Here is a 14,706-nt window from a genome sequence, read left to right on the forward strand (position 1 = left end):
TCACCCGCCGCCCGGCGCCCGCCATTGACGGCCTGGCCAACTCGCGGCCCACGCTCTCCCCCTCGAACAGACCCGCCGTTCACGACCTGACCGGGTCCAGGCGCACACTCTTCCGTACGGACGGACCCGCCATTGACGACGCCTCCCGGCGCACGCTCGCCCGCCGCCTGGCGCCCGCCGTTGACGACCTGACCGGCTCCGGGCGCTCGCTCTCCCCCTCGGACGGACCCGCCGTTGACGACCTGACCGGCTCCGGGCGCTCGCTCTCCCCCTCGGACGGGCCCGCCGTCGCTTCTCCCCCACCTGCCAGGGCTGGTGTCCGAGTCGGGGCGGGCTGGGGGGACGAGGTACAGGTGGGGGCGCTTGCCGTCGGCGGCCCATCGCGATCGAGGGCCCGCTCCGCCGTCGTTATTCCGCCTGGGCGCTTCGGGGCGAGGGTGGCGTCCCTGAGGGCTCCCCTCCTGGGTGGCGTCGACGATGAGGGTGAGGCGCTTGACGTGGTCGCCGGTCGGATCCGCCATCAGATCATCCCGTGGATGCGGCCCGTGGGTGAGCCCGCTGCGCAGTGGCTCCGTCTGGTCGTTCGCATGATGGACCTCCCGCCGTCGTGGCCCCCGGAAACGGCCGTAGAAAGATCGGCAAATCGAACACGGTGTCGATCGAACTCCCGTACGATGTTCTACACCACACTGCCGACATTTTCGAGGAAGACTCGAACAACTGTTTGAAGATGATCTTCAACAGAGATACGGTCGCTGTGTGCGACATCAGGACCACGGACCGGGAGCCTCGCCCGCGGGGCGGGTTGCCGGGCGAGGAGGAGAGGCATGAGCGAGCGGGATGACGCCAATGGGGTCAGTGACCTCGCGGTGCGAAGGCGTGACTCACTGGGGCTGACCCCCAGGCAACGCAAGATCCTCGAGGTGATCCGCGACTCGGTGCAGCAGCGCGGCTATCCGCCGTCCATGCGCGAGATCGGCGAGGCCGTCCAGTTGACCAGCACGTCCAGCGTGTCGCACCAGTTGACGGCTTTGCAGCGCAAGGGCTATCTGCGGCGAGACCCCCACCGCCCGCGCGCGCTGGAGGTGCGGCTGCCGGGTGAGCCGGTGCTGTGGGTCGACCCCGACACCGCCACCGACGACGCCCCCGTCAACAGGCCCACCGCCGCCTACGTCCCGCTGGTCGGCCGCATCGCCGCCGGTGGCCCGATTCTGGCCGAGGAGAGCGTCGAGGACGTCTTCGCGCTTCCCAAGCAGCTGGTCGGCGAGGGCACGCTCTTCCTCCTGCAGGTCACCGGTGACTCGATGATCGACGCCGCGATCGCCGACGGCGACTGGGTCGTGGTCCGGCAGCAGCCGGTCGCCGAGAGCGGCGACATCGTGGCCGCGATGATCGAGGGCGAGGCGACGGTCAAGACCTTCAAGCGCAAGGACGGCCACGTCTGGCTGGTGCCGCACAACGACAACTACGAGCCCATCCCCGGCGACGAGGCCAGCGTCCTGGGCAAGGTCGTGGCGGTCCTGCGCCGCCTCTGACCCCTCGCCGTGTGAGACGCGGTGCGGCCGTCCCGCACCGCGCTCCTCACCGGCTCTCGCGCACCAGCCCGCCGATGGCCGCCGTCCTCCTCTCCGCGCGCGTCCTGTCCGGCGGGCGCCTCTCCGGCTGCCCGGGTTCCATGGTTCCGTCGCACACGGCGCGTCTCCGGGCAAGTGCACCTACCTCCACCCTTGTCCGGTAACCAGCCGCATTCCGGCGGTTGATCGCAGTCCATAATCTCGGCGGCATGGAGAAGATCGAGACGAGGCCGAGTGCCGGGCGGCGGCTGGCCGGGGCCGGCCTGTGGGTGCTCCAGGTGGTCATGGCGGGCATGCTGCTGATGGCGGCGATGGGCAAGTTCACCGGGGCTGAGCCGTCGGTGTCCACGTTCGAGGCGATCGGATGGGGCGACTGGTTCCGCTACCTGGTCGCGGTGCTGGAGGTCGCGATGGCGGTATGCCTGCTGGCGCCCCCGGTGGCCGGAGCGGCCGCGCTGGCGGGCGCCGGGCTGATGGCCGGTGCGGTGCTGACCGAGGCGTTCGTGAGCGGCGGGCCTGTGGCGCTGCCGCTGGTCCTGCTCGTGGTGAGCGGGCTGATCGCGTGGGGGCGGCGTGATCGTACGGACCGGCTGTGGCGGTCGCTGGCCGGCGGCTGATCCGTACGAAGGCCGACATTCCTAGAATGTCTGGGTGAGCGACACATTCGTGGGTGAAGCGTTCAAAGCACGCAACGACGGGCTCAAGTGGGCGAAGGCCGACCCGGGGGTCATCCCCGCGTGGGTGGCCGACATGGACCTGCCGTCCGCTCCCGAGGTGGTCGAGGCGCTGCGCCGCCGGGCGGAAGGCGACCTCGGCTATCCCTCGTGGCTCGACAGCCCCCAGAGCGGGCCGCTCGCCGAGGCGTTCGCGGAGCGGATGGCCGCCCGATACGGGTGGGAGCCCGATCCGGGCCTGGTCCGCTCCTACTCCGACATCAACCAGGCCCTGCAGGTGCTGCTGCACGTGTGGACGGCCCCGGGAGACGGGGTGGCGCTGCACACCCCGGCCTATCATCCGTTCCTCGGCACGCTGGAGACCATGGACCGGCCGCTGCGCCCCATCCGGCTCGTGCCGGACGGCGACTCGTGGCGCGCCGAGATCCCCGACCTGTCCGGGTGCAAGGTGCTGCTGCTGGTCAACCCGCAGAACCCGACCGGCCGCGTCTTCACCCGGGCCGAGCTGGAGGAGCTCGCCGAGCTGGCCGAACGGCACGATCTGCTGGTCATCTCCGACGAGATCCACGGGGACCTGGTGTACGAGCCGAACCGGCACATCCCGTTCGGCACGATCCTGCCTGACCGGACGGTCACCCTGACCTCGGCCACCAAGGCGTTCAACCTGGGCGGGATCCGCTGCTCGGTGGCGCACCTCGGCTCCCCCGGGCTGCGCGGGGCGCTGGACGCCCAGCCGCCGTTCCTCTTCGGCTCGGCGAACGTGTTCGGCGTGGAGGCGACCGTCGCCGCCTGGCGGCACGGTGACGCCTGGCTGGCGGACACGGTCGCGCTGCTCGACCGGAACCGGCGCGTCATCGCCGAACACCTGCCCGAGGGCGTCACGTACCGCGTGCCGGAGGCCACCTACCTGGCATGGCTCGACTACGGCCGTCCCGCGGTGGCGGAGCAGCTGGAGCGGGAGGCGAAGGTCCTCCTCAGCGACGGCGCCGTGTTCGGGCCGGGCGGCGAGACGTTCGTCCGGCTGAACTTCGCCACCTCCGAGCCCGTTCTCGCCGAGATCCTGCGGAGGATCGCCACCGTGACCTCCTGATCGGCCGGGCGGGGACGGCTCTCCGGCCGAGGAGCCGTCCCCCGGGGTCGTTACGGCAGGGGCGGGAGGTCGGGCGGGGTGGCGGCGGGGCGCTCCTCCAGGGCGGAGAGTGCCAGCTCCACGGCCTTCTCCAGCTGAGGGTCGCGGCCGGCCGCGCGGTCCTGCGGTGTCATGACGACCTCGATGTCCGGGTCGACGCCGTGGTTCTCCACTCCCCAGCCGTGCCCTTCCAGCCAGAACGAGTAGCGCGGCTGGGTGACGACGGTGCCGTCGACCAGCGAGTAGCGCGAGTCGATGCCGATCACGCCGCCCCAGGTGCGGACGCCGACGAGGGGGCCGATGCCGCGGTTCTTGATGCCGGCGCTCACGATGTCGCCGTCGGAGCCGGCGAACTCGTCGGTCACGGTGACGACGGGCCCGCGCGGGGAGTCCTCGGGGTAGCGCATCGGCTGGTGGCCGCGGACCCGGATCCAGCCGGTGACCTTGCGCGACAGCTTCTCCAGGATGAGCTCGGACACGTGCCCGCCGCCGTTCTCGCGCACGTCCACGACGAGTCCCTCGTACGCCATCTCGGTACGCAGGTCGCGGTGGAACTGCGCCCACCCGGACGCCACCATGTCGGGCACGTGCAGGTAGCCGAGCCGCCCGCCGGACGCCTCCCGGACGAACGCGCGCCGGCCCTCGACCCAGTCGTGGTAGCGCAGCCGGGTCTCGTCGGCGATCGGGGTGACCACGACCTTGCGGGTCTCGCCGCCGGCGGCCGGGCGGACGGTCAGCTGGATCGGCTGGTTCGCGGTGCCCGCCAGGAGCGGGAGCGGCCCGCGTACCGGATCGACGGGGCGGCCGTTGACGGCGACGAGGGCGTCGCCCTGGCGGACCGCGACGCCGGGCGCGAGCAGCGGCGAGCGCGCGTCGTGGTCGGACGACTCGCCCGCGATGACGCGCTCGACCCGCCAGGTGCCGTCCTCGTCGCGGGCCAGGTCGGCGCCGAGCAGGCCCTGGCGGCGGCGCGGGTCGACCGTGGGGCCGTTGCCGATGGCGTACGCGTGGGAGGTGCCGAGCTCGCCCTGCACCTCCCAGAGCAGGTCGATCAGCTCCGAGTAGGCGCCGATGCGCTCGGCGAAGGGCGCGTAGCGGTCGAGGACGCCCTGCCAGTCGACGCCGTTCATGTCGGCGCGCCAGAAGTGGTCGCGCATGAGCCGGCCGGCCTCGCGGTAGCCCTGCCGCCATTCGGCGACGGGGTCGAGCTGGACGGCGACCCGGTCGAGCTCGATGGTGACGACCTCGTCGCCCTCGCTCGCGGAGCGGGTCTGCAGGCCGTTCTTGCCGTTGAGCACGAGCCGGGTGCCGTCGCCGCTCACCTCGAAGGCGCGGAACTCCTTGCCCAGCTCGCTCTTGGCGCGCTTCTTCAGGTCGTAGCGTTCCAGCGTGATCTCGCCGGCGGGTTCGGTGCCGTCGCCGAGCCGGCCGGCGAGCGGGTGCCGCAGCCACAGCAGCGCGTCCTTGGCGGTGCGCAGGTTGACGTAACGGCCGGCGGGCACCGGGACCGGCACCACGCGGGAGGCGAGCCCTTCGGGGTCGACCTCGGTGCGCGGCGGCGCGTCGTCCTTCTTCTTCTCCTCCGCCTGCGGGTGGTCGTCCTCGCCGTTGAAGCCCCGTCCCTGCAGGCTGGGGTCGAACGGGGAGGGGGTGGTGGCGCGCAGCGGCACGAGGTACGGGCGGCAGCCGACGGGGAACGACAGGTCGAACACGTGCGCGTCGTACACCGGGTCGAACGTGCGCACCGACAGGAACGCCAGGTGCTTGCCGTCGCGGGTGAAGACCGGGTCGTAGTCGGCGAAGCGCAGCGGCGTCACCTCGATGGTGGAGGTGCCGTCGACGCGGCCCATCTTGATCTGCGACAGCGGCTCCTGGTGCGGGTGCACCCAGGCCAGCCAGGCGGAGTCGGGAGAGAACGTGAGCCCGCTGATGTCGCCGTGGCCGGTGCGGTCGAGCTCGCGGTGCGCGCCGGTCTCGACGTCGACGACCAGGAGCCGGCCGTCGTGGGTGGCGACGGCGGCGTGCTTGCCGTCGGGCGAGGCGGCCAGGTCGAGCACGCGGCCCAGCTCGCCGGCGGCGAGGGTGCGGATCTCACCGCCGGGGGTGCCGATCTCCAGGCCGTCCTCGCCGGTGGCGTCGGACACCCAGAGGGCGCGGCCGTCCGAGTCGAGCACGCGCGGCAGCCGTACCCGGACGCCCGGCTCGGCGCGGAGCGTGCCGGCGGGGCCGTCGCGGTGGGTCACCCAGTGGACGGTGCCGCGGATCTCGACCGCGCTGGCGCGGCCGGTCGCGTCCGGGGAGAACCCGCCGGCGCGGGCGGGCGCCGGCCGCCTGGCGCGGGCCGGGCGCGGCCCGCCGAGCTTGATGTCGAGCCGGTACGGTTCGGCGTCGAGGCTCTCCAGCAGCCACAGGTCACCGGCGTGGCTGTAGACGATCCGCTCGCCGTCGGTGGTGGCGTGGCGGGCGTAGAACTCCTCGTGGCCGGTGTGCCTGCGCGGGTCGGAGCCGTCGGGCAGGGTCGAGTAGAGGTTGCCGATGCCGTCGGTGTCGGCGAGGAAGGCGATCCTGTCGCCGATCCACATGGCGGCCCAGTGCTGGGCGGGGTTGTCGGCGAACAGGCGGGTGAACTCTCCGGAGCCTTCGGCGTCGATCCAGATCTTGCCGGCGGTGCCGCCGCGGTAGCGCTTCCACTGGGACGGCTCGCGCCACATGGGCGAGACGGTCACCACCCGGTCGCCGCTGACGGCGACTTCGCTCACCCACCCGTACGGCAGGCGGGTGACCGGGCCGCCGTCGAGCGGGACGGCGTGGGCCCACGTCCTGGTGCGGCCGCCCTGCCCGGCGGCGCTGACGACGTGCACCTGCCCGTCGGCGCTCCATCCGCGCACCTGGGTCGACGGGCTCCCCCAGTGGGTGAGCCGCTCGCCTTCCGGCCCGTCGAGCTCGGCGGCGAACGCCTCGGGGGCGCCCTCGCGGGTGCTGGTCCAGGCGATGCGGGCGCCATCGGGTGAGAGACGGGGGTTCGACACGGGGGTGCGGTCGGCGGTGAACCGCCATGCGCGCCCGCCGGCGATCGGGGCGAGCCAGACGTCGTCGTCGGCGACGAAGGTGACCAGGTCACCGCACAGGTGGGGGAATCTCAGGTATGCGCCAGTTGTCACAGGTAGACACTAGTGCGCGCTCCGCCGAGGGGATGACACGATTTCGCGCCGAGGGCTGCGAGGAATGAAGACACGGTCAAAACCAGACAGACTCCCGGATGTCGTGAAAAATCACGGGAAGGGGGTGTTGCGACGCATAGTCGGGAGGCATACATGCGTATCTTCGCCCGTCCTCACCAGATCCCGCCCCGCGTGGCGGCGGGGGCGTTCATCCTGAACTCCGGCCTGAGCAAGGCCGGCGCCGACGAGGGGACCGCCGCCGGCACCCATGGGATGGCCGTCGGCGTCTACCCCTTCCTGGAGAAGCACGAGCCGCAGGAGTTCACCAGGCTGCTGGCCAAGAGCGAGATCGCGCTCGGCGCCGCGCTGCTGCTGCCGATGGTGCCCTCGCTGCTGGCCGGGGCGGCATTGACCGCCTTCGCCGGAGGGCTGCTCGGCCTCTATCTCAAGACCCCCGGCATGCGTCAGGAAGGCAGCCTCAAGCCCACGCCCGAGGGCATCGGTCTGGCCAAGGACGTCTGGATGCTCGGCATCGGACTCGGGCTGGTGCTGGAGGAGCTGGGCGACCGGATGGCGTCCCCGTACGCCGGAAAGTAGGGCCACCATGGCAGAGTTCGGCTACACCCTGATGTGCGAGCAGACGCCCGCACGGCAGCTCGTGGACTTCGCCGCCAGGTCCGAGCAGGCCGGCTTCGACTACGCGGTCATCTCCGACCACTACTTCCCGTGGCTGGAGGAGATGGGTCACTCACCGTACGCCTGGTCCGTGCTCGGCGCCGCCGCGCAGGCGACCGAACGCCTGCCTCTGATGACGTACGTGACCTGCCCGCTGATGCGTTACCACCCGGCGGTGGTGGCGCAGAAGGCCGCCACGATGGCGGTGCTGAGCGAGGGCCGGTTCTCGCTCGGGCTCGGCGCGGGCGAGAACCTGAACGAGCACGTCGTCGGCGAGGGCTGGCCGTCCGCCGACGTCCGCCACCGCATGCTCCGCGAGGCGGTGCGGATCATCAGGGAGCTGCTCGGCGGCGGTTACGTCACCTTCCAGGGCGAGTTCTACGACGTCGACTCGGCCAAGCTCTACGACCTGCCGGACGATCCGGTGCCCATCGGCATCGCCGCCTCCGGCGACGCCTCGGCGCGGCTCGCGGCCGAGTACGGGGACGTCCTGGTCGTCAACGAGCCGATGCCGGACGTGGTGCGGAGTTTCCAGAACGACGGCGGCTCCGGCAAGCCGGTGTACGGGCAGCTCGCGATCGCCTACGACACCGACGCGGAGGCGGCGAAGGAGCGGGCCCACCGGCTGTGGCGCTGGTCGGCGGTCGGCGGCTGGAAGGTGATGGCCGAGCTGCCCGGCCCGGTGAACTTCCGCGCCGCGGCCGGCACGGTCAGGCCCGACGACGTGGCGGGGAGCGTCCCGTGCGGCTCCGACGTGGACGCGGTCGTCGAGGCCGTCCGCGCCTACCTAGAGGCCGGCCACACGCACGTCGCCCTGGTCCAGATCGGCGCCGACCAGCAGGAACCGTTCTTCCAGTGGGCGGAGAAGGAGCTCCTGCCCGCTCTGCGCCGCCTCTGAGCTCACTCCGCGTCGCGGGGTTCGTCCGTGGGCTCGGGCTCCGGCCGGCAGTCCTGGGAGCACCCGCCGAACCGGGCGGAGTCGATCGGGGTGAACCGCTGCGGCGGCGAGCCGGCCAGCGCGCCGATCATCGTCTCCTTCCAGATGGGGCCCGGCAGGGCGGCCCCGTCGACGGCGCCGTAGTACCTCCCCCCGATCGTCACCCCGGCCAGCTTGTGGGCCTGGGAGCCGCGCGGGTCGCCGATGCTCACCGCCGCCGCCAGGTCGGGGGTGAAGCCGGCGAACCAGGCGGTCGCGTAGCCGTCGGTGGTGCCGGTCTTGCCCGCCGCGTCGCGGCCGATGCCGCCGACGCCGCGCATCGTGCCGTCGGTGAACACACCGGACAGCACGTCGGCGGTCGCGTCGGCGACGGCGGGCTCCAGCGCCTGACGGCACTTCGGCCGGTAGGCGGTGGCCTCGCCGTCGCGGCCGGTGATCCGGGTGATCGCCATCGGCGCGCAGTAGCGGCCGCGTGCCGCGATGCCCGCGTACGCGCCGGCCACCGTCACCGGGTCCATCTCGTCGATGCCGAGCGTGAACGTCTCGTACTCGCTCAGCGGGCGGCCGTCGGCCCGGCGGATGCCCAGTTCCTCGGCCGTGGTGACCGTCTCGCACAGGCCCACGCGCCGCTCCAGCTCCATGAAGAACGTGTTGACCGAGCTCCAGGTGCCGGTGCGCAGCGTCTTCCATCCCGGCGAGCCCTCGTCGTTGGTGACCGTGTGGCCGGAGTCGCCGACGTTCTCGCCCGCGCAGTTCCTGAACGCCGCGGGACCCGGCGCCCGGTAGCCCGCCCCCGCGCTCAGGCCGTCGCCGGTCTTCATGCCCTGCTTCAGCGCGGTGATCAGGGTGAAGGTCTTGAACGTGGAGCCCGCCTGGAAGCCGGCGCCGCCGCCGTGCCCGGCGTCCGCGACGACGTTGTACGAGATCTCGTTCCTGGCCTTGCTCCGCCCGTACGGCCTGCTCGCCGCCATGGCCCTGATCGCTCCGGTGCCGGGCTCGACGAGGGCTTCGGCGGCGACGGGGTGGTCCGAGGCGTGCACGTACCTCTTGACGGCCCGGTCGGCGGCGGCCTGCATGGCCGGGTCGAGCGTGGTCCTGATGGTCAGGCCGCCGCCGTTGAGCATGCGCAGGCGCGCCCTGGCGGTCTTGCCGAAGGCGGGGTTGTTGGCGATCTCCTGGCGGACATATATGCAGAAGTACGGATATTTGCTGGCTTCGCAGCCACCGGGGAGCTTCTTGCCTTTGTAACCCAGTTTGGTGGCCTTCGCCTTGGCCGCCTCCGCCGGGGTGATCGCGCCCAGTTCGGCCATCCGGTTCAGCACGACGTCGCGGCGCTTCAGCAGTCGCGCGCGGTGCTTCTCGCCGAGGTTCGGGTCCGTGGCGTTGGGGTCCTGCACGGCGCCGGCCAGGGTGGCCGCCTGCGGCAGCGTGAGCCGGCTCGCCCGGACGCCGAAGAACCGCTTGGCCGCCGCCTCGACGCCGTAGGCGCCGGCACCGAAGTACGCGATGTTCAGATATTTCTCGAGGATCTGGTCCTTGGTGTACTTCTCCTCCACGCCCATGGCGTACCTGAGCTCTCTCAGCTTGCGCGCGTAGCTGGACTCCAGGGCGGCGTTCCGCTCCTCCTCGGTGCCGGCGGCGTTGAGCAGCACCTGCTTGACGTACTGCTGGGTGATGCTCGACCCGCCCTGGCTCACCCGGCCCGCCTGCAGGTTCTTGGCCAGCGCCCGGATCGTGCCTTCGAGGTCGATCGCGCCGTGCTCGTAGAAGCGGTAGTCCTCGATGGCGACGATCGCCGTCCGCATGACCTCCGCGACCCGGTCGAGGCCGACGACCTCGCGGTACTCCTCGTAGAAGCGGGCGATCTCCTTGCCCCGTACGTCCAGCACGACCGAGACCTCGGGCAGCGGCGGCTCGGCCAGTTCGACCGGCCGCAGGTCGGCCACCGCCGCGGCCGACATGAACCCGAGACCCGCGCCGCCCACGGTCGGCGCCGCGAGCCCCGCCACGAGCACGCCCGCCGCCGCCCCTGCGGCGGTGAGCCGTACGATCTTCGTCCCCCGACGTGCCATCAGTGCCCTTTGTCCTTCTGTCGCCCGGCAGTGGGCAGGAGCAAAGCAGACCTGATCGGATGGCGTCCAATAGCGATATGGGGAAGCAGGTGATATCGGTGTGCATATCACCGCTGGTCAGCCCGTACACGACGAAGGCCGCCGCGCCCCCCGGGGGTGCGGCGGCCTCGCGATTCGCGTCAGGGGACGATGTTGACCAGCTTCGGCGCGCGCACGATCACCCGCCGGGGCTCGCCCCGCAGGTGGGCCCGGACCTTCTCCGAAGCCAGCGCGATCGACCGCAGCTCGTCCTCGGCGATCTCCGGCGAGACCTCCAGCCGGTCGCGCACCTTGCCCGCCACCTGGACCACGCAGGTCACCAGGTCGCGCACCAGCAGCGCGGGCTCGGCGCTCGGCCAGCCCGCCTTGGAGACGGTGCCGCCCTGGTGGCCGAGGCGCTCCCAGCCCTCCTCGGCGGTGTAGGGAGCCACCAGCGACAGCATGACGGCCAGCGTCTCGGCCGCCTCGCGGACGGCCGGGTCGGCGGCGCCGGGCCCGGAGTCGATCGCCCGCCGGGCGGCGGTGGTCAGCTCCATCATGCGGGCCACCGCGACGTTGAAGCGGTGGGAGTCGACCAGCTTGGTGACCTCGTCGATCGTGCGGTGGGTGACCTTGCGCAGCTCGACGTCGCCGCCCTCGAACGGGACGCCGGGCTCGCTGGTCACCTCCGACATCACGCGCAGCGCGCGGGCCAGGAACTTCTGCGACGCGGCGGGCGAGACGTCGGCCCAGTCGATGTCGTCCTCGGGCGGGCCGGCGAAGACCATGGTCAGGCGCACCGCGTCGACGCCGAAGTCGTCGATCTGCTTGCCCAGGTCGACGCCGTTGCCCAGCGACTTGGACATCGCCTTGCCGCCGTTGATGACCTGGCCCTGGTTGAGCAGGCGCAGGAACGGCTCGGTGAAGCCGACCATGCCCATGTCGTACAGGACCTTGGTGAAGAACCGCGAGTAGAGCAGGTGGAGCACGGCGTGCTCGACCCCGCCGACGTACTGGTCGATCGGGCCCCACCTGCGCACCTGCTCGACGTCGAACGGGCCGTCGGTGTAGCCCGGCGAGCAGTAACGCAGGAAGTACCACGACGAGTCGACGAAGGTGTCCATCGTGTCGGTGTCGCGCTGGGCGCGGCCGCCGCACTTGGGGCAGTCGACGTTGACCCAGTCGGTCGCGCTGGCCAGCGGGCTGACGCCCTTCGGCGCCAGCGCCTCGCCGCGCAGGTCGGGCAGGGTGACGGGGAGCTGCTCGTCGGGGACGGGCACCTCGCCGCAGTCGGGGCAGTGGATGATCGGGATCGGCGTGCCCCAGTAGCGCTGGCGGGACAGCAGCCAGTCGCGCAGCCGGAAGTTGACCGCGCCGCGGCCCCTGCCCTCGGCCTCCAGGACCTGGATGATCTCGGCGATGGCCTCGGCCTTGCCCAGCCCGTCGAGCGGCCCGGAGTTGACCATCTCGCCCTCGCCCGAGGTGGCGACGCCGGTCTCGCCGGGGTCGGCCAGCCCGGTGTGGACCACCACCCGCACCGGCAGGCCGAACTTCCTGGCGAAGTCGAGGTCGCGCTGGTCGTGGGCGGGCACCGCCATGATGGCGCCGTGGCCGTAGTCGGACAGCACGTAGTCGGCCGCCCAGACGGGGATGCGCTCGCCGTTGACCGGGTTGATCGCGTGGCGGCCCAGGAAGACGCCCGTCTTCTCCTTCTCGGTGGACAGCCGCTCGATGTCGCTCAGCTTGGCGACCTCGGCGCGGTAGGCCTCGAAGGCCGGGCGGTGCTCGTCGGTGACGATCTCGTCGGCCAGCGCCGCGTCGACGGCGACCACGAAGAACGTGGCGCCGAACAGGGTGTCGGGCCGGGTGGTGAAGACGTGCACCGGCTCGTCGCGGCCCTCGATCTCGAAGACCACGTCGGCGCCCTCGGACCGGCCGATCCAGTTGCGCTGCATGGTCATCACGCGCTCGGGCCAGCCGCCCTCCAGCTGGTCCATGTCGTCGAGCAGGCGCTGCGCGTAGTCGGTGATCTTGAAGTACCACTGCGTGAGCTCGCGCCTGATGACGTCGGCGCCGCACCGCTCGCACTTGCCGGCCACGACCTGCTCGTTGGCCAGCACGGTCTGGTCGTTGGGGCACCAGTTGACCAGGCCGCCCTTGCGGTAGGCGAGGCCGCGCTCGAAGAAGCGGTTGAACAGCCACTGGTTCCAGTGGAAGTAGTCGGGGTCGCTCGTGTGCAGGCGGCGCGACCAGTCGAAGGAGATGCCGTAGCGCTTGAACGAGTTGGCCTGCGTCTCGATGTTGCGGTAGGTCCACTCCGCGGGGTGGGCGTCGCGCTTGATCGCGGCGTTCTCGGCGGGCAGGCCGAAGGAGTCCCAGCCGATGGGGTGCAGGACGTTGTAGCCGCGCTGGAACCAGTAGCGCGCGATGACGTCCGCCAGGGCGAAGACCTCGCCGTGGCCCATGTGGAGGTCACCCGACGGGTAGGGGAACATGTCGAGCAGGTAGCGCCGCTCACGGGGATCGGCGGCGTCCTCGCTCGCCCGGAACGGGTCCATCTCCTCCCAGCGCGGCTGCCACTTGGCCTGCAGCGCCTGCGGGTCGTACTCACTCACGGCGGTTGTCCTTCTGATTGACTCGGACTCGGACCCATAAGAAAACCCCCCGTGACCAGGACGAGGGGCAGCCGCGACGGCGAGAAACTCAGAACCGTCGCGGCCCGGTAAGGAGCAGGGTCGCGGAACGCATACGTCAAGCCTAGCGCACGTCTTCGGCTGAATGCGGGCGGCCGATCGAGGTACGAGGGCACAATGGACCCTTCAGGCTCGCGAGACCTGATGGTGATCTATCCGTTGTGACCTCATATGTCCCATTAGAATACGCTCGTCACCGTGGTGCACTCAGCTGGACCGGAACGTTCGGGGGCCGACCTGCCGATGCAGGATCCGCCGACCGATCCGCATGGCTTCGCCCGTTTCGCTGCGGAGTCGGCTGACTCTCTTGGAAAATCCCATGAGATCATGCACGGTACGTCGAGTCCGGACAAGCGCTCAGGAGGGCCGGAACCCATGGCATCGGAGAATTCCGGAGCGTCGCACCGGCCACCCTCCTGGCCCGAAGTTCCGCGGCAGGACGTGCCCACCGCGTGGCCCGAGGCGCCAGGCTCTCAGCCCTCGTGGCCGGAGCCGCCCCGCGACGACATTCCCACCGCGTGGCCGGACGCCCGGCAGGGCGGCGCTCCCACGTCCCGGCCGCCCGGCCCGTCCTGGCCCGAGACGCCGCCGTCCGCCCCCGCCTGGCCCGACGCGGGCTCGCAGGGCCCGTCGTCCCCGCCCGCGTCGTGGCCGGACGCCCCGTCCGCCTCGCGGGGCGCCTCCTGGCCCGAGGCGCCGCCCGCCGCCCAGCCCTCGTGGCCGGAGCCGCCGCCGGTCAAGGACCCGGTGCCCGCCTGGTCCGAGCCGCCGGCCTCCTCCTACTCCGACGCCTGGTCCAACCTGAACTCCCCCGCCCCCTGGCCGCGGCAGGCCGACACCTCCCGCCCCGGCGACCCGCTGGACGGGACGATGACCATGAACCGGGTGCCCGACCTGCAGCCCGCCCCGGTGGACCCGGACGCCGCGATCCTCGGCTCGTACGGTCCTGGCGGGCTCGACGACCACCCGGGACGCGCGCGCAGCTCCGCCGCCGCCGCCGACGAGCACACGATGATGTACGGACGAGCGAGCCTCACCGGTTCGGGCGCCAACCCCGTACCCAGCCACCCGGACACCTACGGCGGTCCCGGACGCTCCGACAGGTACGGCGGCGCGGACGGCCACGCCGGTTCCGGCGGCATGGACGGATACAGCAGCCCCGGTGGCGGCGGTTCCGGGCGCACGGACGCGTACGGCAGCGGCGGCATGGACGGATACGGCGCCGACCGGTACGGCAACCCCGGGGGTCCCGACGGGTACGGCGGGCAGGGTGTCGCCGACCCCGGCGCGCGGAACGGCTACCCCGGCGCGGGCGGCCCGGAGGGCTACGCCGGCCCCGGCGCACGGGCCGCGCACGCCGGAGCGGGCGTGGAAGCCCCGGCCGGTCCGGGTGGCGGCGGTCCCGGCGGTCCCGGCGGCCCAGGCGGCTCCGGCGGCCCGGGTGGTTCCGGTAGTCACGGTGGTTCCGGTGGTTCCGGGGGGCCTGGCGGCGTGCCCGGTGGACCGTACGGTCCCGGCGGGTCCGGCGGCTCCCATGGGCCGGGTGGCGGCCCCGGAGGGCCGGGCCACGGCGGACGAGGCGGAGCCGACGGCCCGTACGGTCCCGGCGGGCTCGATGGCCCCTACGGACCTGGCGGTCACGGCGGAGCCGACGGTCCCTACGGACCTGGCGGACCTGGCGGAGCCGACGGTCCCTACGGACCTGGCGGACCTGGCGGAGCCGACGGTCCCTACGGACCTGGCGGACCTGGCGGAGCCGACGGTCCCTACGGA

The 14,706-nt window shown here is 72.1% G+C and carries 8 protein-coding genes and 1 pseudogene; 6 read left to right on the plus strand and 3 right to left on the minus strand.

The annotated features are described in order from the left end of the window. Positions 1 to 827 precede the first annotated feature (827 nt). From lexA to ACIBF7_RS19240, 3 genes are all read left to right on the plus strand, one after another. Positions 828 to 1,535, plus strand: a complete 708-nt coding sequence (gene lexA / locus ACIBF7_RS19230) for a transcriptional repressor LexA (RefSeq protein ID WP_148030138.1) — start codon at positions 828 to 830, stop codon at positions 1,533 to 1,535. A gap of 248 nt (positions 1,536 to 1,783) precedes the next feature. Continuing rightward, positions 1,784 to 2,191, plus strand: a complete 408-nt coding sequence (locus tag ACIBF7_RS19235; RefSeq protein WP_148030137.1) for a DoxX family protein — start codon at positions 1,784 to 1,786, stop codon at positions 2,189 to 2,191. A gap of 34 nt (positions 2,192 to 2,225) precedes the next feature. After that, positions 2,226 to 3,338: a MalY/PatB family protein gene (locus ACIBF7_RS19240; protein WP_397197729.1), complete on the plus strand. Its 1,113-nt coding sequence runs from the start codon at positions 2,226 to 2,228 to the stop codon at positions 3,336 to 3,338. Positions 3,339 to 3,388: 50 nt separating this feature from the next. Here ACIBF7_RS19240 and ACIBF7_RS19245 read toward each other — a convergent pair whose 3' ends face one another. Then, complete coding sequence (locus tag ACIBF7_RS19245) at positions 3,389 to 6,538, minus strand: S41 family peptidase (protein WP_397197730.1); 3,150 nt, start codon at positions 6,536 to 6,538, stop codon at positions 3,389 to 3,391. A gap of 153 nt (positions 6,539 to 6,691) precedes the next feature. On the opposite strand from ACIBF7_RS19245, the gene ACIBF7_RS19250 reads away from it, so the two are divergent. Further along, complete coding sequence (locus tag ACIBF7_RS19250) at positions 6,692 to 7,135, plus strand: hypothetical protein (protein WP_148030135.1); 444 nt, start codon at positions 6,692 to 6,694, stop codon at positions 7,133 to 7,135. 7 nt (positions 7,136 to 7,142) lie between these two features. Beyond that, on the plus strand, positions 7,143 to 8,111 hold the full coding sequence (locus ACIBF7_RS19255) for a TIGR03557 family F420-dependent LLM class oxidoreductase (RefSeq protein ID WP_397197731.1): 969 nt from the start codon (positions 7,143 to 7,145) through the stop codon (positions 8,109 to 8,111). Positions 8,112 to 8,113: 2 nt separating this feature from the next. Here ACIBF7_RS19255 and ACIBF7_RS19260 read toward each other — a convergent pair whose 3' ends face one another. Next, a complete protein-coding gene (locus ACIBF7_RS19260) occupies positions 8,114 to 10,222 on the minus strand; it encodes a transglycosylase domain-containing protein (protein WP_397197732.1) in 2,109 nt (702 codons plus the stop codon). 179 nt (positions 10,223 to 10,401) lie between these two features. After that, entirely contained in the window at positions 10,402 to 12,855 is a 2,454-nt protein-coding gene (leuS, locus tag ACIBF7_RS19265; protein ID WP_397197733.1) for a leucine--tRNA ligase, read from the minus strand. Between the two features lie 519 nt (positions 12,856 to 13,374). Between leuS and ACIBF7_RS19270 the strand changes: the two are divergent. Next, positions 13,375 to 14,706, plus strand: a pseudogene (locus ACIBF7_RS19270) (hypothetical protein); the annotation flags it as partial.

Origin of the sequence: Nonomuraea sp. NPDC050478, assembly GCF_044458265.1 — a bacterium.
Lineage (GTDB): Bacteria > Actinomycetota > Actinomycetes > Streptosporangiales > Streptosporangiaceae > Nonomuraea > Nonomuraea ferruginea.

Coding starts and splice junctions, on each gene's coding strand:
- lexA (WP_148030138.1), top strand. CDS start 828: ATGAGCGAGCGGGATGACGCCAATGGGGTCAGTGACCTCGCGGTGCGA.
- ACIBF7_RS19260 (WP_397197732.1), bottom strand. CDS start 10,222: ATGGCACGTCGGGGGACGAAGATCGTACGGCTCACCGCCGCAGGGGCG.
- ACIBF7_RS19235 (WP_148030137.1), top strand. CDS start 1,784: ATGGAGAAGATCGAGACGAGGCCGAGTGCCGGGCGGCGGCTGGCCGGG.
- ACIBF7_RS19250 (WP_148030135.1), top strand. CDS start 6,692: ATGCGTATCTTCGCCCGTCCTCACCAGATCCCGCCCCGCGTGGCGGCG.
- ACIBF7_RS19255 (WP_397197731.1), top strand. CDS start 7,143: ATGGCAGAGTTCGGCTACACCCTGATGTGCGAGCAGACGCCCGCACGG.